At 61.4% G+C, this 19,133-nt stretch carries 19 protein-coding genes and 2 pseudogenes; 15 read left to right on the top strand and 6 right to left on the bottom strand.

Annotated elements, in window-relative coordinates; all coding sequences use genetic code 11:
• Positions 1-17 precede the first annotated feature (17 nt).
• A pseudogene (locus AC0L23_RS14045) lies at positions 18-161 on the bottom strand (response regulator); the annotation flags it as partial.
• Between AC0L23_RS14045 and AC0L23_RS14040 the strand changes: the two are divergent.
• The 5 genes and pseudogenes from AC0L23_RS14040 to AC0L23_RS14020 form a co-directional block, all read left to right on the top strand.
• A pseudogene (locus AC0L23_RS14040) lies at positions 151-444 on the top strand (NYN domain-containing protein); the annotation flags it as partial. The pseudogenes AC0L23_RS14045 and AC0L23_RS14040 overlap by 11 nt on opposite strands.
• Before the next feature lie 476 nt (positions 445-920).
• The gene (locus AC0L23_RS14035; protein WP_204513966.1) at positions 921-1,466 is read left to right on the top strand and encodes a sigma-70 family RNA polymerase sigma factor; all 546 of its coding nucleotides are present in this window, start codon (positions 921-923) and stop codon (positions 1,464-1,466) included.
• Complete coding sequence (locus AC0L23_RS14030) at positions 1,463-2,110, top strand: ChrR family anti-sigma-E factor (RefSeq protein WP_473357026.1); 648 nt, start codon at positions 1,463-1,465, stop codon at positions 2,108-2,110. The genes AC0L23_RS14035 and AC0L23_RS14030 overlap by 4 nt, the downstream gene beginning before the upstream one ends.
• A 79-nt stretch (positions 2,111-2,189) precedes the next feature.
• Positions 2,190-2,774, top strand: coding sequence for an RNA polymerase sigma factor (locus AC0L23_RS14025; RefSeq protein WP_377789419.1), 585 nt, complete (start codon positions 2,190-2,192; stop codon positions 2,772-2,774).
• A 20-nt stretch (positions 2,775-2,794) separates the two neighbouring features.
• Complete coding sequence (locus tag AC0L23_RS14020; protein ID WP_204511698.1) at positions 2,795-3,097, top strand: hypothetical protein; 303 nt, start codon at positions 2,795-2,797, stop codon at positions 3,095-3,097.
• 54 nt (positions 3,098-3,151) lie between these two features.
• Here AC0L23_RS14020 and AC0L23_RS14015 read toward each other — a convergent pair whose 3' ends face one another.
• The 3 genes from AC0L23_RS14015 to AC0L23_RS14005 form a co-directional block, all read right to left on the bottom strand.
• On the bottom strand, positions 3,152-3,568 hold the full coding sequence (locus AC0L23_RS14015) for a TspO/MBR family protein (RefSeq protein ID WP_456777258.1): 417 nt from the start codon (positions 3,566-3,568) through the stop codon (positions 3,152-3,154).
• An 86-nt stretch (positions 3,569-3,654) separates the two neighbouring features.
• Positions 3,655-4,056: a DUF2177 family protein gene (locus AC0L23_RS14010; protein ID WP_204511699.1), complete on the bottom strand. Its 402-nt coding sequence runs from the start codon at positions 4,054-4,056 to the stop codon at positions 3,655-3,657.
• Between the two features lie 155 nt (positions 4,057-4,211).
• Complete coding sequence (locus AC0L23_RS14005) at positions 4,212-5,018, bottom strand: DUF1295 domain-containing protein (RefSeq protein WP_473357025.1); 807 nt, start codon at positions 5,016-5,018, stop codon at positions 4,212-4,214.
• 201 nt (positions 5,019-5,219) lie between these two features.
• On the opposite strand from AC0L23_RS14005, the gene AC0L23_RS14000 reads away from it, so the two are divergent.
• From AC0L23_RS14000 to AC0L23_RS13990, 3 genes are read left to right on the top strand one after another with little or no spacing between them, the layout of a single operon-like run.
• On the top strand, positions 5,220-6,533 hold the full coding sequence (locus tag AC0L23_RS14000) for an NAD(P)/FAD-dependent oxidoreductase (RefSeq protein ID WP_473357024.1): 1,314 nt from the start codon (positions 5,220-5,222) through the stop codon (positions 6,531-6,533).
• A gap of 3 nt (positions 6,534-6,536) precedes the next feature.
• Entirely contained in the window at positions 6,537-7,319 is a 783-nt protein-coding gene (locus tag AC0L23_RS13995) for a DUF1365 domain-containing protein (protein WP_204511702.1), read from the top strand.
• Positions 7,320-7,329: 10 nt separating this feature from the next.
• Positions 7,330-8,547, top strand: coding sequence for a class I SAM-dependent methyltransferase (locus AC0L23_RS13990; protein ID WP_473357023.1), 1,218 nt, complete (start codon positions 7,330-7,332; stop codon positions 8,545-8,547).
• Between the two features lie 173 nt (positions 8,548-8,720).
• Here the strand turns inward: AC0L23_RS13990 and AC0L23_RS13985 are convergent, their stop codons facing one another.
• Entirely contained in the window at positions 8,721-9,122 is a 402-nt protein-coding gene (locus AC0L23_RS13985; protein ID WP_473357022.1) for a hypothetical protein, read from the bottom strand.
• Between the two features lie 148 nt (positions 9,123-9,270).
• Positions 9,271-9,486, bottom strand: coding sequence for a hypothetical protein (locus AC0L23_RS13980; protein ID WP_204511704.1), 216 nt, complete (start codon positions 9,484-9,486; stop codon positions 9,271-9,273).
• A gap of 168 nt (positions 9,487-9,654) precedes the next feature.
• On the opposite strand from AC0L23_RS13980, the gene AC0L23_RS13975 reads away from it, so the two are divergent.
• The 7 genes from AC0L23_RS13975 to AC0L23_RS13945 all read left to right on the top strand — a co-directional run bounded on the left by AC0L23_RS13975 (position 9,655) and on the right by AC0L23_RS13945 (position 16,868).
• Positions 9,655-10,068: a hypothetical protein gene (locus AC0L23_RS13975; protein WP_473357021.1), complete on the top strand. Its 414-nt coding sequence runs from the start codon at positions 9,655-9,657 to the stop codon at positions 10,066-10,068.
• Between the two features lie 1,143 nt (positions 10,069-11,211).
• Positions 11,212-11,829 (top strand): LabA-like NYN domain-containing protein, encoded by a 618-nt coding sequence (locus AC0L23_RS13970; RefSeq protein WP_473357020.1) that lies wholly within the window; start codon positions 11,212-11,214, stop codon positions 11,827-11,829.
• A 516-nt stretch (positions 11,830-12,345) separates the two neighbouring features.
• A complete protein-coding gene (locus AC0L23_RS13965) occupies positions 12,346-13,140 on the top strand; it encodes an ABC transporter ATP-binding protein (protein WP_231190562.1) in 795 nt (264 codons plus the stop codon).
• Positions 13,137-13,877, top strand: coding sequence for an ABC transporter ATP-binding protein (locus tag AC0L23_RS13960; protein ID WP_473357019.1), 741 nt, complete (start codon positions 13,137-13,139; stop codon positions 13,875-13,877). The genes AC0L23_RS13965 and AC0L23_RS13960 overlap by 4 nt, the downstream gene beginning before the upstream one ends.
• Positions 13,874-14,728 carry a branched-chain amino acid ABC transporter permease gene (locus AC0L23_RS13955; protein WP_204511709.1) on the top strand — a complete coding sequence of 285 codons (855 nt, stop codon included), beginning with the start codon at positions 13,874-13,876 and terminating at the stop codon, positions 14,726-14,728. Before AC0L23_RS13960 ends, AC0L23_RS13955 begins: the two co-directional genes overlap by 4 nt.
• Positions 14,725-15,702, top strand: a complete 978-nt coding sequence (locus AC0L23_RS13950) for a branched-chain amino acid ABC transporter permease (protein WP_204511710.1) — start codon at positions 14,725-14,727, stop codon at positions 15,700-15,702. Before AC0L23_RS13955 ends, AC0L23_RS13950 begins: the two co-directional genes overlap by 4 nt.
• A gap of 23 nt (positions 15,703-15,725) precedes the next feature.
• Complete coding sequence (locus tag AC0L23_RS13945) at positions 15,726-16,868, top strand: ABC transporter substrate-binding protein (protein ID WP_204511711.1); 1,143 nt, start codon at positions 15,726-15,728, stop codon at positions 16,866-16,868.
• Positions 16,869-19,133: the final 2,265 nt, after the last annotated feature.

Raw genomic sequence — 19,133 nt, 5'->3', positions numbered from 1 at the left:
AGAATGGTCTGAAGCGCCGCTCGGGCGAGTTCGGTACCGGACATGCCCGGCATGAGGTGATCCGTCACGACGAAATCGGGAGTGAGCCCCCGGTTCAGCAGTCGAAGCGCCTCTTCGGCCGATCCCGCTTCAACCACATCGTGCCCGAGCGCCGAGCACATCGACCAGATGGTGCTGTTCTCGGGCGACGGCGACTTCCGGTCTCTGGTCGAGGCCGTTCAGCGCCGCGGCGTGCGGGTCACCGTGATTTCCACGATCGCCAGCCAGCCGCCGATGATCGCCGACGAGTTGCGCCGCCAGGCCGACGTCTTCACCGACCTCGTCGAGCTGCAGTCCAAGCTCGGCCGCGACCCGTCCGAACGTCCCGCTCCGCGTGATCGTGAACCGCGTAACCACATGCCGAAGTTCTTGCAAGAGCCGAAAGGAAATGACCCTCTCGAGTGAGACAGCCTTCCTCAATGGCCTACTTGCGGCTAAACCAGGACCCATAGCTGGATTGTTATTGGGGCGTCACAATCGACGTCCCGTCTCGATGCAATCGCGTCGTTTCGGCGAAGATCGTAGAACTCTTCGCGTGACCTGGCGCGCATCATGGCTTCGTTAGTCGAAAAGACCGGCTGCCGGCGCCAGGTCGATCTGGTCAGGCTCGCGAAATCGCTGACGTTTCCGGTGTGAGGCCCGGGAGAGACGGCGCGGTCGGCCGGACCTCTGCGCGGACGGCGCCGGAACCTCTCGAAATGATCATTCCGCGATGATCTAGGGCCTGTCCTCGTTCGTTCCCAGACCTACAGGTCGCTTGTCGAGGCGCTATGATCGCTGCTATCCGAGCTTTAGATGCGCCCATCCGGGCGAAGGCTGGTTTTCCCCGGAGGACTGAAGCGCGGCTGTCGACTGGCACGAGCAAAGGGCCGAACACAAAGGTGGACTGGGCTGATCTGATCGGACGCGTCGCCTCGACCCGAGACCGGGAGGCCTTCAAGCGCCTATTCGAGCATTTCGCGCCACGCATCAAGGGACTGATGCTGAAGGCCGGGTGCAGTTCAGACGAGGCGGAGGAGATTGCTCAGAATGCCATGATCGCGGTCTGGCGGAAGGCAGGCCAGTTCGATCCGGCGACGGCCGGAGCGGTGGCATGGATATTCACCATCGCGCGCAACCTGCGCATCGATTTGTTCCGCAGCAGAGCGCGGGCGGACCGCCTGCGGGGCACCGCTGAGCTTCCCGAGACGCCGGATCCCGCCGAACCGGCGGATGCCGTCATGTCCCGCGTGCAGGACGCCGCGCGGATCAATTCGGCGGTCGAGCGGCTCTCGATGGAGCAATCCATGGTGGTGAGGTTGTCGTTCATCGAGGAGAAGCCGCACCCGGAAATCGCGAGCCTGCTTGGCATTCCGCTCGGAACGGTGAAGTCGCGGATCAGGCTGGCGATGAACCGCTTGAGAGACATATTGGACGAAGAAGCATGACGATCAGCCATCATCCGCCGGAAGATCTTCTGGCCGACTTTGCGGCCGGCAGGTTGGAAGAAGCCCATCAATTGGTGGTGGGGGTGCACGTTGCGGGTTGCGCGCGGTGCGGCCGGTTCGTGCAGGCCATCGAGCAACTTGGCGGCTTGGCTCTTGAAGATGTCGAGCCGGTGCCGGTCGCATCGGATGCGTTCGAGCAGGTGATGTCGCGCATTCACGACGCTCCTGAAGAACGAGCGGCGCGGATTTCCGAGGCCGCTCGCGGCAGCGAGCAGGATGTTCCGGCGGCGCTGCGAAACTACCGCATCGGCAAGCGCAGGCGCATCGCTCCGGGTCTGAGCCTGCGACCGATCGAGTTGTCCGGATCGGGCACGGCGCGGGCATTTCTGCTTCGCTCCGCGCCGGGGAGCCGCATGCTCGAACACACGCACACCGGAACCGAACTGACCCTCGTGCTCCAGGGCAGCTTCAGCCACGAGGGCGGCCGATTTGGTCCGGGTGATTTCGACTATGGCGACGATGAGATCGATCATCGGCCTGTGGTGGGCGACGAGGGCCCATGTCTTTGCCTCGTCGCAATGACGGGCGACCTACGCATGAACGGCCTGCTCGGCAGGCTGATCGGGCCATTCGTGCGGCTTTGATCCGCTCGCCTCCTTCTTCCGCCGGGTGATCCGAACGCGAGTCCGGAGCGTTTCGAAGGAAACGCAAGGGAGACAGATCATGGCCGGCTTAAGCCTGACACGACAGGCGCAGAGCGAAACATTGCCCGAACTGCTGGCATGCGTTTCGGCGGGCGACACACGGGCCTTCGCAGCGCTGCATATGCTGACACGGAGCAGGCTGCGCAGGACAGCGCTCGCCGTCGGAACTCCGCCCCACGACATCGAGGACATTCTTCAGGAAACCTATCTGAAGATCTGGCGCAACGCGGGTCGGTTCGACAGCGGCCGTGCTTCAGCGATGACCTGGATGTCCGCGATCGCCCGGAACACCGCCATCGACCATCTGCGGGTCAGAACCCTGCCGACTCACGAGCTCGACGAGGCACTTCTGGTCCCGACAATTGCTGATCAGCCGTCGATCGACGATTTCGACTACGCCCGCGCCGACCCGATCGCACGCAGCGTGCTGGCTCGTTTGCCGGAAGACCGCCGCAGACTGGTGGCGCTGGCCTATCTCGAGGGTGAGAGCCGCGCGAGCTTGTCGCGGCGCTTCGGTGTGCCGGTCGGCACCATCAAGACTTGGTTGCACCGAACCCTTCTGGCGGTGCGCAAGGATTGCCTTGCCGCATCGGCTGCAGCCTGAAGCAGACGAGGAACCCGCGCGTGGCCGCAGAGATCATCGAATTCCCAAACCGTGGACACCAGGACCCGCTTGTGTCCTCCGTTGCGAGGCTCGAGCAGATGGTGAAGGAGGTCGACCGTCTGGCCGCCGAGCAGCCCGCTGATGGGCTCGATCAACTGCTCGTTGTCATGGCGCGCTTCGGTGATCGACTGGTCGATCTTGCGCACCTGGTGCTTGACGACGATGCCAAGCGGAGTGTCCAGATCGCATTCACCTCGCTCTCCGACAAGATCGCGGCGACCCGCGACGCGTTTGACGAGTGCGATGGAGCGACGGATCTCTGAATTCGGCGCCACGCTCACCCGTTCGACGCTATGAAGTCAGCTCTGAGTCTGATCCTAATTGAGACGGAGCAACGAGATGTTCAGCAAGGTCGCAAAACCCACCCAGCCGGCATAGGGAATGAAAAGCGCCGCTGCCAGCCGATCGTTCGCCCATTGTCGCCAGACGAAGGCGAGGATCACGGCGAACAGCGCAACAATGACGCCGAGCGCCACGTCCATGCGATGAAGCGAAAAGAAGATGGGAGACCATGCAAAATTCAGGATCATCTGCAGAGCCCATAATCTCATCGTCGTTCCGCGCGGCTCCGCCTCGAAGGTGCGGAATCCCGCCACGGCGATCATCAGGAACAGAGCCGTCCAGACCGGTGCGAACACCGCATCCGGCGGATTGAACGATGGCTTGTCGAGCGCCGCGTACCAGACTCCTGGACGGTTCAAGACCCCGATCAGAATCCCCGCAGCAGGAACCAGGAACAGGAAAGCGGCGCATCGGTACCAGCTGCCGCGCTTCCGGTCGCCATCGTGTCGCAGTGCTCCGTTGTGCGTCCCGTCCATGATCAATGCGCTATTTTTTGAGCGACGAGAAATCCGGTCCAGGCGCTGACACCGGCGAGGACGGATCCCCAGCACACGTCCGCAACAGTGAGCCCCGTCGACCAATTGCGCAGCGTGGCCTGGTTGGTCAGATCGTAGGTCGCATAGGTGAAGCAGCCCAGCATCACGCCGGACGTGAAGGCACGCAGCGCGCCACCATCCTGCTGAGCCGGCAGCACCGCGAACCAGATCAGGCCGACGGGATAGGCCAGATAGAACACTGCGGCGGCGGCGAGGTCGGGCTGCGAGCGCAACATGTCGCCCAGCACCGGCCGGTAAAGTCTCTCAACCATGGTCTTGAGCCAGATCATGTCGAGCGCAACGAAGGTCGCAGCCACCGACAGATACGCGAAAAGCAGGCTCATGTCCGGTCTCTCCTCCGGTGGTGTCGCAACCGGTTTGACAAAGGCAACGCCTGTAAACGACGTGAGCCCTTCGCTGGATCACGCTACGCGCTCGTTCCCCCTTGCCGCCCAACCCTGTCACGCCCTTGAACCAGATCGTGCGGCCGGAGCTCCGATCATTCCGGCGCCTTCTTGGGCGGCCGTGGAAAGAAAGCGCTGGTGCGTGCCTGATAGTCCCGATACCGACCGCCGCGGGATCGCAGCATCTGGACTTCTAGCGGGGGTATTCCGGTCACGTGCACGAGTATCCAGTACATGATCGCCGGCGCGATCAGGCTCGCCCAGCCCCATGCGTAGCCCGGCGACAGCGCGATCATCGGATAGGCGAGCCATCCGAGCCATTCGAAGAAATAATTCGGATGACGCGACCAGCGCCAAAGCCCAATATTGCAGACCAGGCCCGCGTTTGCCTTGTTGCGCTTGAAGCGTCGCAATTGCTCGTCGGCGATCGCCTCGCCTGCGACGGCCGCAAGCATGATGGCAGCGCCGACATAGTCCTGGACTCCCAGGGCGGCCTGCGGAGCGTGTGCAGCCAGGAAGACCGCGAATGGCAGCGGCACCGAGGCGAAGGCCTGCGACTGCAGGAAAGCAAACATGTGAAGCGGCGCCTGTGAGCCCCATTCCTGCGCATAGCTTGCATAGCGCGGATCGTCGATACCCGCCGCGGCGCGCCGGGCGATATGCGTCCCGAGCCTCACCGACCAAAGCAGCACGAGCCCGCCTACGAGCATCTGGCGCACTTGCAGCGCCTCGCCGAATGGCAAAAGGGCCGCCACCGCCCCAACGAGGCCCACGGAATAGGTCCAGATCGTGTCGACCCACCCGGAATTGCCGGTTCGCTGCTGAACGATCCAGGCCAGCCCCATCAACAGCGAAAGCGCAAGCGCGATGCCGGCGACGATCAGTATCTGCAGCAAATCCATGTCTCACCATACTCAAACTCGGATCCTTACGTCCGCCCCGTGCCCCGGTTTCGCGAGTGATCCACGCTGTCCGCCGGAACGTTTCCTTAAGCGCGGGTGGACAGATCAGCTATTGGAGCTGTCCTAAGCCAGGCGACGGACGACATTGGCCCGAAACCGGATGTTCCGGCCGTCGCCGGTGGCATTTCGGGGCGACAAAGCATGCGTTTGGCGGTGATCGGGACGGGAATTGCCGGCAATGCCGCCGCATGGCTCCTGTCAGAACGTCATGCCGTGACCGTCTACGAGCGCGAATTGCGACCGGGCGGACACAGTCATACAGTGCGGGTTGACTACGATGGCGAAGAAATCGACGTCGACATTGGCTTCATCGTGTTCAACGAGCCGAACTACCCGGAATTGACGTCTCTGTTCGCGCACCTGGGCGTGAAGACCGAGGAGACATGCATGAGCTTCGCGATGTCGGCCGACCAAGGCCGATTCGAATGGCGGGGCGGCGGCGAGACCTTCCTGCAGGTCGCCTCCGGCCTGTTCGCCCAGCCGGGCAACCTCTTCTCCCCGTCGTATTTTCGCATGCTGGCCGAGATCCGTCGCTTCAACAAGGCAAGCGTCTCCGACTTGCGGGCCGGCCGGCTCCAGAACCTCACACTCGGCGAATATCTGCGCCAGGGAGCGTTCAGCCCGCGCCTGTTCAGCGATTATCTGGGACCGATGGGGGCCGCCATCTGGTCGTCCCCCTCAGCCGAGATCCTCGCCTTTCCCGCGGAAAACTTCATCGCCTTTTTCGACAATCACCGGCTGTTGCATCTGGATCGGCCGCTCTGGCGGACCGTCCAGGGCGGCAGCCGGCGCTATGTCGAGAAGCTCACGGCCAGGTTCAAGGCCAGCATCCGGCTCGGTTGCGCGGTGACGTCGATCCATCGCACCACGCACGTTGTGACGATCGCCGACAGTCACGGCAATCAGGACTGCTACGACGCTGTCGTCATGGCCTGTCACAGCGATCAGACTCTGGCGATGCTGTCGGATGCCGACCCACGCGAGAGATCGATTCTCGGCGCGATCCGTTACGCTCCAAACACGGCCTATCTGCACCGCGACATCAACCTCATGCCGAAACGCCGCAATGCATGGGCGTCCTGGAACTTCTTGCGCTGGCGACGCGAAGCGCCTGCCCAGAACGACGTCGCGGTGACTTACTGGATGAACCGGCTGCAAGGCATCGACGACAGCAAGCCGCTATTCGTCAGCCTCAATCCCCCTTGCGAGCCGGCGCCTCATCTCACTTTCGGCAAGTTCACTTTCGCGCATCCACAGTATGACGCGGGCGCGTTCGCCGCGCAGAGGAATCTCCCCGAAATCCAGGGACGCCGCCGTACCTGGTTTTGCGGCGCGTGGACCGGCTACGGATTCCACGAGGATGGCTTGCGCTCCGGCATCGCCGTCGCCGAGGCACTTGGCGGTGCGGTGCCGTGGCGACAGTCGGACGCGTTGCTGGCGCAGGCTGCCGAGTAGAAGATGTTGCAATCGAGCGCTCCAGAACGAACAGCGACGTCATCTGCAGCCGCGCTCTATCTGGGCCGGGTGATGCACGCACGTATGCGGCCCGTGCACCACAGGTTCGCTTACCGGGTCATGAACCTGCTCATCGACCTCGACCGGCTTGATGAAGCGGATCGACAGTCTCGCCTGTTCGGCGTCAATCGCGCTTCAGTCTTCAGCTTTCACGAATCCGATCACGGCAACCGTGACGGTGCGTCCTTGAGCAATCATGTGCGACGCCTGGCCGAACAACGCGATGTCGATCTGTCGGGCGGGCGCATCCTCCTTTTGTGCTATCCGCGGCTCTTCGGCTACGTGTTCAATCCACTTTCGATGTACTTCTGCTATGGCAACTGCGGCAATCTTGCGCTGCTGATCTACGAAGTCCGCAACACTTTTGGCGAAATCCATTCCTACATCCTTCCGGTGGAAGACCCAGTCACCGGCGGCGCCATACGACAATGCCAGGCGAAAGGATTCTACGTCTCGCCCTTCATGGAGATGCAAACGCAATATCGCTTCAGCATTGCCCCGCCCGATCAGCAAGTGAAGGTCAGAATCGTGCAGAGCGATGAGCATGGTGTGATATTTACGGCCGCATTCTCTGGGCAACGCCGCCCGCTGACCAGCCGCTCGCTGTCGGCGACGCTCGTCACTCTGCCACTTCTCACCTTCAAGGTCGTCGCGGCCATTCATTGGGAAGCGATCCGGCTTTGGCTGAAAAATGTTCCTTACGTCCCCCGTCCGAACCAACGCTGAATGTGAAGCCATGGATTTCGCAGCCACTCACCAGACTGCTCGTTTCGATGACGTTCCCTTGCTCGCGCGGCTCGCGCTGCGGCTTGCCTCGCGGCTCAAGCTCGGCACCGTGGATGTTCGCCTTCCCGACGGTAGAACGGTGGTGTTGCGGGGAACGCATCCGGGTCCGTCCGCGACCATCGAGCTCAACAGTTACGCCTTCGCGCGAAGCCTGGTCCTGGGCGGCGATATCGGCATGGCCGAGGCTTACGTTAGAGGCGATTGGAGCACACCGCATCTCTCCCAGCTGCTGTACGTGTTCTGTCTCAACGACGACCTGGTCGACAGCGCCTTCGCCGGCAATGCATTGGTCCGGCTTTGCCGGTGCGCGCTGCATCGGTTGCGACGAAACACGCGACTGGGATCGCGGCTGAATATCCACGCCCATTATGATCTCGGCAACGAATTCTTTGCGGCCTGGCTCGATCCGAGCATGACCTACTCGTCGGCATTGTTCTCGCCCGATGCGACCGACCTGCTCGCCGCTCAACGGCACAAATACGAACAGCTGGCGAAAGCGATCGAGCTGCGGCCCGGCCACACCCTGCTCGAGATCGGCTGCGGCTGGGGCGGCTTTGCCGAATATGCCGCCAAAACTTGCGGCGCCAAGGTCTTGGCGCTCACCATCAGTAAGGAGCAGCACGCATACGCCAGCCGGCGAATCCACGAAGCCGGGCTCGGCGAAAAAGTCGAGGTCCGGTTGCAGGATTATCGCGATCAGGACGGGCAGTTCGACCGTATCGCCTCGATCGAGATGATCGAGGCCGTCGGCGAGCCGTTCTGGCCGACATACTTCAATCAACTTCATCAACGGCTCAAGCCGGGCGGTCTTGCCGGTATCCAGGCGATCACCGTCCGCGACGAGCTCTTTGACAGCTACCGGCGGCGCGTGGACTTCATCCAGAGATACATTTTTCCGGGCGGGATGCTGCCTTCGCCGAATGTCCTGCGCTCGCTCGGCGAACGCGTGCAGATGCCTCTGATCCGCGAGCGGGTCTTTGGACAGGATTACGCCAAGACGATCGCGGTCTGGCGAACGAGCTTCGGCCACGCCTGGACGGGCCTGACCTCGCTCGGGTTCGACGAGCCGTTCCGGCGGCTGTGGGAATATTACCTCTGCTACTGCGAGGCAGGTTTCAGGGCCGAAAAGATCGACGTCCGACAGCTGGTATTCGCGCGCCGAAGCTGACGAGACCATCCTGCCGCGGCCACCTCGAGGAGCCCTATTGCATGCTTGAGTGAGTGAATGGTGGCCAGGGCGGACTGGACATCAAATCTAAAAGATCCAACAATGTCAATTGCTTACCGCGACGACCACAATGCAGCTTGTACCACTCCAATGTGCTCCTGTCGACCGGGCTATCAGGCCTCGCACGATAGAGCGCCAGTCCCGATGTCTTCATGATCCGAACTGATCGGACTGCCAGGTCGCGCGGTGCGATCACAAGCTGATGGGACATCCGTTCCTCGATGGGCATTCGCTGCTGGGCTTTTCACGCCCAAAAGCAGGTTCGGGCGTACTGATCCTATGCTTCTACCAAGTGGATCTTCAGGGGTGCCAATGTCAAAGGCGCCCAGACGGTATTCTTCGCCGACCGACATCTCGTTCGGCAGTTGCGTGATCAAGGTGAACGTTGCTTCAGGGAAGCGCGTCCACACGTCGATGTCCTCTGGCGTGACAGTGACGAAACCGAAGAAGCACCTATATCGGCCCGGTTCCGTAACGCGACCGACCTTGTCCCAATTGATCTTGTTTACGCGCATTTCTCGCTCGATCAGAAACCAGAGGTTCGATTCTCTGTGGGGAAACGGGTCTTGATGTCTATGGATCGGCAGTCCCCCGTCACATCATAACTGGCCGCGATCGGTTTCCGCCCGGTTACTGCCAAGGACGCAGCTTGAACGGCGAGCTCTAATTCCACTCGTTCTCGGGCAAAGAGCCGGGCGGAGGCCTCAACTCCTCCAATCCCGCTTCGATAATGGCGATCTCGTCCTGGACGGCCGCAACCGAGCTCGCCGGATTGATGCCGGTCACAGCTTGCAGCTCTGTAAGCAGCTTGCGACGGTGCGCCAGTAAGTCGGCCAGAGCGCGTCGGTCCCGCACCCTTATGTAGCCGGCGACAATCATCTGAATCGCATTCGACAGGCCGCTCTGGGGCGATTGTCCGAGGAGTTTACCCGTTATTTCCTAAGCCAACGTTGCGTGCTGCACGTTCATCGCGCCAGACGTGCTCCGCCAGAGCGCAGGAACGTTCTCGCCTCGTAGGGAGTTCCACGCCGAGCGAAAAGCGCCAGGATGAAACGTGCAATGCGGTGCCTTATCTTCGCGACTAACGATTGGGGCAGCACATTGGACGCGCAAGCGATTGACTGCATTAGCGCGGAAGAAGCTCTACAGCTTGGCTCCGCCGCGGTGGAGGACGACCCTGTTGAGGTTTGGTGTGGATCACGGCGTCTTGCTCGTTTTGAGCCGGACCGGAGGGTGCGGCCATTTCCGCGCCTGCGCGAGCGCTTGATCAAAGTCGAACGACGTATTCGCGAAGGCGAGCAACACATCGCCCAGCAAGAGAGGGTGATCGCCGAATTAAAGCGAGGGGAACGCGATCTCGCAATCGCGTTTGCGGTTCTGGACACCGTGATCGAGACCCAAAAGGCTCATTTGCAGGCGCGAGATTTGCTGCTCGCGGAGCTGGCGAGGCGGTCCGCGTAAGGTTCTTTCCCCGCCTGCGGTACGCTAGGCCGGAGAGCAGGTTGTCAAGCTGTGCTGGCAAAGCCGTGCTGCGGACTGAGATGGCTGACCGAAGCGGCACCCAGAACGTGGGGCATATTGCCGAGTTTTCCTGTAACTTGGGGGCGCTCTGTCCCCAACTGAGCGCGGCATTTTTCCATGCGGTGCGTGGCCGCCGGACGAGATGCAAGTCCATGCCCTTGTCCGGTCGTTTTTGGACAAAGGGACGGCCCGCTTGTGCGCCCGCATGGAGATGGCTGACAAACCTCGTTTCCAATTTCGCGGCGATCATCTCCCTTGGCTGCTTCCCACCCATGCCGGGCGGGGCCGTGCGGGAGACATACCGCGGCCTTGTGCTTGAGGCAGCTCAGCGAACCGGAGAGTTAGAGGCCATCGGTGCGCGGATCTTCGAGCGCATCACTAATCTTGAGCTGGAGCTTGCCGCGCGACTTCAACAAGCCTGAAAAGCCAAGACGGTGATAGATGACGAAGGAGGACACTGGTTCCGTCTACGATCCACTCCGAAGGACGTTGGTGGGCGTCCGGCAGAACGCTGTGCGGTTCACGTGGCGTGGCGGCAAGCTGGCTTAGTTCTGCTTACGACGCACTATCCGACAGCTCCGACAGGCGCAGACTAGATAGAAAGGTGATCCGGCCTCTCGGCTTCAGGTCCGGCTCGTACGGCTTCGATGCGGGTTGTCAGGAGCAGCTGAAACATCGCGCGCGGCCATGTACTGAGCCGCTGGCCTTGTTCGTTCCGTCTCGAGTAAAAGTACGGTTCCCAGGTTGTCGGAAACGGACCAGCGCCAGACGCGGCCTCGCTTGGCAATCGCGCAACCAAAGAGAGCGAATTCGCAGGCGGTCATGACGTGCCGCGCGCCCTTGAGATAAGTGATTTTCAGCAAACAGAAGGCGTGATTCAATAAGCAGAAAGTATGCCACACTGGCCAGACACAACTTGCCGCGCCAGACCGAGTTCCAGAGCGCCGCATCGCCAATACAGCTTGAAGCAGATTGTGCTACTGACTATCTCAGGTAGCTATTCTTCATAGTGCTCCGGAGTATGCGACCGAGGTTCTGCGCTGCTCCCAGACCTCGACTCGCGCTGGCAAAGGCTCGACCAGAATGTCACCTCCCTCTCCCGATAGGGTTGCGCTCTTCATCGATGGAGCCAATCTCTACGCGACGGCGAAAACTCTGGGCTTCGACATCGATTACAAGCGCCTGCTGAAGGAGTTTCAGAGCCGCGGGACGCTGCTTAGGGCGTTCTACTACACCGCCATCATCGAGGATCAGGAGTACTCCTCGATCCGGCCGCTGATCGACTGGCTCGACTACAACGGCTACACCGTCGTCACCAAGGCGACCAAGGAGTTCATCGACGCCTCCGGCCGCCGCAAGGTCAAGGGCAACATGGACATCGAGCTCGCCGTGAACGCCATGGAGCTCGCCGAGCACATCGACCAGATGGTGCTGTTCTCGGGCGACGGCGACTTCCGCTCTCTGGTCGAGGCCGTTCAGCGCCGCGGCGTGCGGGTCACCGTGATTTCCACGATCGCCAGCCAGCCGCCGATGATCGCCGACGAGTTGCGCCGCCAGGCCGACGTCTTCACCGACCTCGTCGAGCTGCAGTCCAAGCTCGGCCGCGACCCGTCCGAACGTCCCGCTCCGCGTGATCGTGAACCGCGTAACCACATGCCGAAGTTCTTGCAAGAGCCGAAAGGAAATGACCCTCTCGAGTGAGACAGCCTTCCTCAATGGCCTACTTGCGGCTAAACCAGGACCCATAGCTGGATTGTTATTGGGGCATCACAATCGACGTCCCGTCTCGATGCAATCGCGCCGTTTCGGCGAAGATCGTAGAACTCTTCGCGTGACCTGGCGCGCATCATGGCTTCGTTAGTCTTGCAAGCGCGATGTGCATGCGGTGCCCCAACTTCTTTATTCTCGGGCTCGCGACGCCCGCGCTCGGTGTCCTTTTGCCGTACCGTCCCTCGAACCTTTGCCCGAGCGACCGTTCTGCAGGAGCTTGCCGACGAACCAGGTTTTTTCCGTGCAGGTTGCGGGCCTCGCAGTAGCTAGACCCCAGGGTGTCGAAGGCAACCAGTCAGCACAAGTTTTCGCTGTCTGTCAGCGATACGATCCCTATGCGAGGCAGCTTCTCCTGCGATTTGATCCCCATCGATTGCTCCGTTAGCTGCCCGCCAATAAGACCGGTCGCCACCGCTGCGATCAGAACAACGAGGGATGGACAGCCGGGTGGCAAATTCCGGGGAAACCCGCACGAGTGCCGGCGAGGTGCTGCGCGTCGAAGGTTTAACCGTCCAGTACGGCGCGCTGGTCGCGCTGCGCGACATGAGCTGGTCGGTTCATAGCAACGAGATCCTCGGCATCATTGGCCCTAACGGCGCCGGCAAGAGCACCTGCTTTGCAGCCGTTACCAACGCCGTGACCTATCGAGGCCGTGCCTTCCTCGATAGCAGCGAAGTCTCCGCGCTCCAAACATTTGATCTCGCCAGCCGCGGCCTGCGCCGAACCTTCCAGCAGAACTCGTTCTTCGGCGAGTTAACGGTCCTGCAGAATGCCGTTTCGTCGATCTTCCGCGACTTCTCGACCAATTTGATGACTTCGCTTTTCGCACCGTGGCGCGAGGCCACGACCCGCCGTTCCGCCGAGACCGCCGCCGCACAACTACTCGACTTCTTCGGCATCCCACGGCATTACCATGGCCAGCTTCCGGGCGACATTCCCTACGGCGTGCAGCGGCTGCTGTCGGTGGCGCTTGCCTATGGCACCGGAGCAAAAGTGCTGCTGCTGGACGAGCCTGCCGCCGGCCTTAGCGGTGGCGACATGAAGAAGCTTGCCGACGTCCTGATCGGGTTGCGCAAGCGCGGGCTGGCCCTTGTGGTGATCGAGCATCACATGGACCTGATCATGTCAATCGCCGACCGCATCGTCATGATCGACCAGGGCGCGATGCTGGCGACGGGAACGCCGACCGAGATCCAACGCGATGCCCGGGTTCGCGAAGCTTATCTGGGGCGGGACGAATGACCGGCGTGCTGAGCAGCGACAATCTCTGCGTCCGCTACGCCGGCAATGTTGCGGTGTCAGGCGTTAGTATCGACGTTCCCGCCGGCCGGATGGTCGGCCTCGTGGGCGCCAACGGTGCCGGCAAAACCACGCTGGTCAACGCGCTGGCCGGCTGGTCACGCGGCCACGCCGTTGTAACAGGTCAGGTCCAGCTTGAGGGCCGCAACATCGAGAGGCTCGCGGCCCACGAGCGGGTGGGACGCGGCCTCACGTTGGTACCGGAAGGCAAGAACATTTTCGCCGAACTGACGGTGGACGAGAACCTCGAGCTGGTGCGTCCCCCGGCCGACGCGACCGGCAGGCACCTCTTCACCACCCCGGAGGTCTTCGACTTTTTTCCACGCCTAGCCGAGCGCCGCTCGCACAAGGGCGCGGCACTGTCCGGCGGCGAGCGGCAGATGCTTGCTGTGGGACGCGCACTGCTCGCTGGACCGCGCGTTCTGATGCTGGACGAGCCCTCCGCGGGGCTCGCGCCTCGACTGATCACCGACCTGCTCTCCCGCATCCGCCTGCTGGTCGATCGCGGGCTGCCGGTGCTGCTGGTCGAGCAGAATGTGAAAGCGGCGCTTAAGGTAGTCGATCATCTCTATCTGCTGGAACGCGGCCGGGTCGTCGGCGAAGGTGCGGCCGCGGTAATGGCGGCCGATCACCGCATCATCGAGGCCTACCTCGGCACGGTCGCGGATGCACCGCCATGAACGTCGCGCAGCAGATCATCAACGGCATCGTGCTCGGTTCCGGCTATGCATGCATCGCCCTCGGCTGGACCATTTTGCTAGGCGTGGCGCGCCTCGTGAATTTCGCACACGGTCAGCTCTATATGCTCGGGGCGTTCGTCACCTGGTACGCCATCACCAAGCTTGGTCTGCCCTATCCGCTCGCCATCCTCGTGGCAATTGTGGTGCTCGGAGCAACCGGCTTTTTAATGCAAAGCGCGATGATGCGCCTGGTGATGACCCAGAACCTAACCAGCCTGATGATCGTGACACTAGGGCTGGGCTATGTACTCCAGGGCGTAAGCGCCCTGATCTTCGGCGGCAATCCGCAAATCCTTCCCGGAACATTGGCGCGCGCCAAGGTGGATCTTGGTACGCTGTGGTTCACTTGGCAGGACGTGCTTGTGCTTGTCGTGACGATTCTGCTCTATGGCGCCGTTTGGGTATTCACGCAGCGTACCCGCTTCGGCGCAGTCATTCGCGCCGTCGCCGAGGACCCCAAGCTCGCGGAGCTGTTCGGGATCAACGCCAAGACGGTCTATCTGCTCGTCTTCATGTTCGAATGTTCTGCGGTGGCTCTGGGCGCGGCGCTGGTTGCGCCCCGTTCACCGATCTTGACCAGCATGGGCTTTAACGAGGTTATCATGACCTTCGTCGTTGTCGTGCTGGGCGGTATCGGTTCGATCGGCGGCGCGCTCGCGGCCGGCATCGGGCTCGGCCTGTTTACGGCTTTCTTCGGCGCATTCGTTGCGCCCGCCTACACGACGGCGGCTGCCTTTGCGCTACTGCTGGCTTTGCTGGTGATCCGTCCCGCGGGGCTTGCGACCAGATGACCACTATCGAAGCCCCCCGGCCGCTATCGATCCCGTTCCTGCGCCTGGTCGCAATCGCGGCTTCCGTCGTCATCGGCTTCTTCCTGCCGCGCCTGCTCGGCGGCACCTCGGTTGCCTATTCGACGCTGACCACGATCGCGATCTTCGCGGTAATGTGCTACGGTGCCGATATCATTCTGTCTTATCTCGGCGAGGTCAGCCTCGGGCACACCGTGTTCTGGGCCATCGGCGGCTATGCAGCCGCGAACCTGTCCGTCAGCTACGGCGTTAACGGATGGATCACAGCTGCGACGACAATCGCGCTGTGCCTCGCGGCAGCTGCTTTCCTCGGCGCAGTCACCTTGCGGACCCGCGAATTCGTTTTCTCGCTCGTGACCTACGCGGCCGCCGTCGTCGCCTACGAGATCGCCTTCAACTGGGACGCGGTGGGCGGTTCCGATGGCATCGTCGGCATTCCGCCCTTAAAGTTGCCTTTGATTTTCACGAATTTCTCCGGCGCGATGCAAGAGGATCTCTGGCCGATCGCCTTCGCTCTGCTTGTGTTGACTTTGGCCTTCATCGCACGCTTTCGTCGCTCCCGCCTCGGCACCACTGCGCTGATGGTGCAGATGAACCCGGCACTCGCCGCGAGCCTTGGCGTCGATCCACGCCGGATCAGGCTCGCAGTATTCGTGATATCCGCGCCGATCACGGGGCTCGCCGGCTGGCTGTACGCGTATCAGCGCGCCTATGTCGGCCCGGACATGTTCGAATCCTACTTTCTGGTCCTTATGCTCACCGCCATCGTGCTGGTCGGACGCCGCATCCTGCTGGGGCCCCTGATCGGCACCGCACTCCTGATCGCCCAGCAGAACCTGTTCTCGCTCGGCGGTGACTGGAACAAGATCGTGCTGGGATCCGTGCTCGCACTGGTCCTGATCTTCTGGCCCACCGGTCTCGTAGGCCTCTATCGCCGTATTACCAAGAAGTCCTAAAGACACATATTGGGAGGAATAGCATGCATAAGACGAAACTGGCTCTCGCGCTGCTGGCGGGTCTCGCATCAATGCCGGCGATGGCGCAGGACATCAAGGTCGGCACCATCTTCCCGCTGAGCGGCGGCGCCGGCCCAGATGGACAGACCGTGACTAATGCGGTCAAGTTGATGGTGCAGCAGATCAACGACAAGGGCGGCCTGCTCGGCCGCAAGCTCACGATGATCTCCAAGGACGACGAGAGCACACCCGCAGTTGGTGTCAGCCGCGCCAACGAAATGATTGCCGAGAAGGCCGACGTGGTCATTGAAGGCTGGAACTCACCAGTAACGCTCGCGATGCAGCCGATCCTCGCTCGCGGCAACGTTCTCGACATCACGGCGGTCTCGAAATCGGAGCTGATCCTCAGCGGCGAAACCAATCCGTACGCGATCCGCATCAACAGCTCGAACGGCTTTGACGCTGCCGTGATCGCCAAATATGTGGTCGAGACCATGAAAGCGAAGAAGGTGGCTTTCCTGACTCAGAACGACGTCTACGGCAACGGCTTCCAATCCGCGGTCGAAGCCGAGTTCAAGAAGCTGAATTTCTCCGGCCAGGTCGTCATGACTGAGAAATTCGCATTCAAGGATACTGATTTCCGCGTCCAGCTCACCAATTTAAAAGGCGCTAATCCGGACGCGGTTATCGTCACCAACTCCTCGAACTCTTCGGGCCTGCCGGCGATGGTCGAGCAGTACCGCCAGGCCGACATCAAGTCGACCTTCGTCGGCGCGGTCGGCATCATGTTGACCACGGTATTCAAGGTCGCCGGCGATGCGAATAACGGCGTGATATCGGCGGACATCTTCTTCCCCGACCTGCCGCCGTTCACGACCATTCCAGAGAGTAAAGCGTTCGTGGCCGCTTACACGAAGGCCTATGGGGCCGCTCCCGACAAGAGCGCCGCGTTGGGCGCCGCTGCCGTGCAGGTGTGGGCGCAGGCGGTGGAGTCGACAAAGTCGCTTGATCGCAAGACCGTTGCGGAGGCGATCCGCGGCAAGCCAGTCAAGGGGACGGTGTTCGGCGACGTCCAGTTCCTGCCGAACGGGCAGATGCAGCCGCACTATGTTATGTTCAAGGTAGTCGACGGCAAGAGCGCCAAGCTCGAGGCGCTGCAGCCATAGCTTCGCACGCCCACTGGACACTTCTAAGCCCGCCATCCCGTGACGGGCGCCTCGACCAACCGCAGCGTGATACGGTGCGCTCACCGTCTCATTGGCAGTAGTAATTTGCTCTCTGCGTGCTCGATTGCCTCCGCAGGTCGAGAATTCTGTGTCCGCATCTGGCTTCGTCCGGTGCTTCCGTGGAGGTCGCCGTCCAATCGCGGTTTACTTGAAGCCTACTGGCGGCGAAAACCGCCTCCGTTTGCATAACACTGAGCCATCACAGCTGCGGCTTCATTGGCCCTGCTCATTCACTGTAGGATCGCTGTTGCCCCGATTCGGCCGTCTCGTTCGAGGCCAAGCAACGCCGCGCCCGCTCTATCTGGACGTTGGTGGCACCCTGACTACGGGCATACATTTCAGCCACCGCTGCTGAATACCTTGCAACGTAGTATCTGACTTCCGAGCAGGAGATCCGGTCGCCGGGCCTGTGTTGGCGTGCGGCATACGCGGCAGAGCTCATCGTGATGAGGAACAAAACGGCAGCTCCGATTCCCGACGCGATCTTCATTGCTACCTCCGTACTTGGTGGTTCATTGCACAGAGGTGGCCTGACTCGCGGTCGTTGCGCAAATTAACATTTGTAGTCTCGCGCAACGCCGTGCGGGGTGTTGCTCTCTTGCGCCACAGTCAGGGTCGTAGAAATGTGAGCGTCACGATGGCGCAGCATCTGGGATGGCTCGTTGCTCCGACGACGGCCGGCTCACAAGCGCCCGACTTGCGTCGGCGCGGAAATCCAATCTCCCCACAGACTCACCAGCCGGTAATCAGTAGCAACCGTATTGCCACGTTGGCATCATTCGGCCCCTATCATTTGCGCGCGAACGCCTGACAAATTCCGAGACAAAGGCTTCGTTGCTGAGTCGCCGCATTAAGCCGATGGGTTCCTCGATTAGGTCGCGTGTGGATTCACGACCGTATATCCGCGCAATAAACGAGCATGAACCCGTGTTGCATGCCCGCCAGAGTTGGAGTCGTACGCCATCCACATGTCGCCACCAACGTGCTGTTCCAATACAAACACGTGGCCGCGGCGTGCGGCGACCATCCCCGGTGCTGGCGATGTACGGGGAAAACGGAGCCAATTCGCCGCAAGGTTCAGCTCCGGAATCACCCGACCGAACACGCGGAGCGCGGCGCCACAACCGCAATATGAGGAAGGGCAGCCGGCCGGACGACCGCGGATCACGCGCCCCCTCCGGCTCGCTCGCGATGGCGTGTCGCAGCCCGATCCTACCGGAGAACTGCCGGTGACCACCGCAAAGCCGCCCGCCCGCTACAGCGCTATTTGAGGGCACGCGTCCGGCCGGCTTTGCTCTACCGAGCTACACCACCACCTGGGACACGGCCGCATCGACACGTTGCATTCGGCGATTTGCTGATTGCGGAAGGGACGCGCTTCAGATGGGATTGAGCCGGTGATGAAAACAAGCGAAGTGAAAAAGACTAGTTTCAACATGCAGGACTCCTACGCGTGTCCTGCCCCGCCTGCACAGGCAAAAAAACAATTTGGTCAATTGAAGGCTATTCGGCTTCTGCGGCCGTCCTGCTTAAGTTAAACCTGCTGCTGACCGATAAGGATTGCCAACAATGCTTGTCGGTCTAGAACAGTATCTCCGCTTCGGATCGATACAAGCAAGCCGAGTGATGCTCCGTCCTTCAAATTGTCATCAGATTGGGTGCCACTTTCCGTCGCTGCGCTCGGCTTCAGGAACGGATGGCGTCAATCGCGTGAGCTATCAGGACCGCAACGCTGGCCGCGATTATGATGACTAGCAGCCAACTGATCACGCTCGTCTCCATCAACGTCATGGAGTGAATGCGCTCAATCCCGCACAGTCAAAAAGAACCCGCCGGAAAGCTTAATTTCTGCGAGGGGCTGAGGACTTAAGGCAACTCTTGCGTCCGCAGTCGGTCCTATCAGGGAAATGCCAGTAACCGGGTCTCAACCGAGCCCACCATGACCGGGACTCTGTGCCGCGCCCTCTCGCTTCGCAGCCGTGAAAAACGGAATTGTTCCGCCTTCGGAACAGAATGCCCACCTTGGTGTTTTTAACCCGGCTTCATTTGACGACGCGTGGGCCGCAGCGATTTAACCTCCCGCTGCGGCCTTCGCCGCACGGGACGCCCGGCGAGCGCCCCTCAGGTACGCCTGTCGTTGGGGCCTCAGAGTCGGAGGACCGTGAGAACGGCTCAAGCGTCTCCAGCCGCAGTTTTCCGTCTGCT

Source organism: Bradyrhizobium sp. MI1.4 (assembly GCF_055811315.1).
Note: the sequence above shows the minus strand (reverse complement) of the source record. Positions and strands in the feature narration are given on the sequence as shown.

Excerpts from the sequence above, each read along its gene's own strand:
- AC0L23_RS14030 (WP_473357026.1), top strand. The coding sequence starts at position 1,463 with ATGACGATCAGCCATCATCCGCCGGAAGATCTTCTGGCCGACTTTGCG.
- AC0L23_RS14025 (WP_377789419.1), top strand. The coding sequence starts at position 2,190 with ATGGCCGGCTTAAGCCTGACACGACAGGCGCAGAGCGAAACATTGCCC.
- AC0L23_RS14010 (WP_204511699.1), bottom strand. The coding sequence starts at position 4,056 with ATGAGCCTGCTTTTCGCGTATCTGTCGGTGGCTGCGACCTTCGTTGCG.
- AC0L23_RS14005 (WP_473357025.1), bottom strand. The coding sequence starts at position 5,018 with ATGGATTTGCTGCAGATACTGATCGTCGCCGGCATCGCGCTTGCGCTT.
- AC0L23_RS14000 (WP_473357024.1), top strand. The coding sequence starts at position 5,220 with ATGCGTTTGGCGGTGATCGGGACGGGAATTGCCGGCAATGCCGCCGCA.
- AC0L23_RS13995 (WP_204511702.1), top strand. The coding sequence starts at position 6,537 with ATGTTGCAATCGAGCGCTCCAGAACGAACAGCGACGTCATCTGCAGCC.
- AC0L23_RS13990 (WP_473357023.1), top strand. The coding sequence starts at position 7,330 with ATGGATTTCGCAGCCACTCACCAGACTGCTCGTTTCGATGACGTTCCC.
- AC0L23_RS13985 (WP_473357022.1), bottom strand. The coding sequence starts at position 9,122 with ATGCGCGTAAACAAGATCAATTGGGACAAGGTCGGTCGCGTTACGGAA.
- AC0L23_RS13980 (WP_204511704.1), bottom strand. The coding sequence starts at position 9,486 with ATGATTGTCGCCGGCTACATAAGGGTGCGGGACCGACGCGCTCTGGCC.
- AC0L23_RS13975 (WP_473357021.1), top strand. The coding sequence starts at position 9,655 with ATGAAACGTGCAATGCGGTGCCTTATCTTCGCGACTAACGATTGGGGC.
- AC0L23_RS13970 (WP_473357020.1), top strand. The coding sequence starts at position 11,212 with ATGTCACCTCCCTCTCCCGATAGGGTTGCGCTCTTCATCGATGGAGCC.
- AC0L23_RS13960 (WP_473357019.1), top strand. The coding sequence starts at position 13,137 with ATGACCGGCGTGCTGAGCAGCGACAATCTCTGCGTCCGCTACGCCGGC.
- AC0L23_RS13955 (WP_204511709.1), top strand. The coding sequence starts at position 13,874 with ATGAACGTCGCGCAGCAGATCATCAACGGCATCGTGCTCGGTTCCGGC.
- AC0L23_RS13950 (WP_204511710.1), top strand. The coding sequence starts at position 14,725 with ATGACCACTATCGAAGCCCCCCGGCCGCTATCGATCCCGTTCCTGCGC.
- AC0L23_RS13945 (WP_204511711.1), top strand. The coding sequence starts at position 15,726 with ATGCATAAGACGAAACTGGCTCTCGCGCTGCTGGCGGGTCTCGCATCA.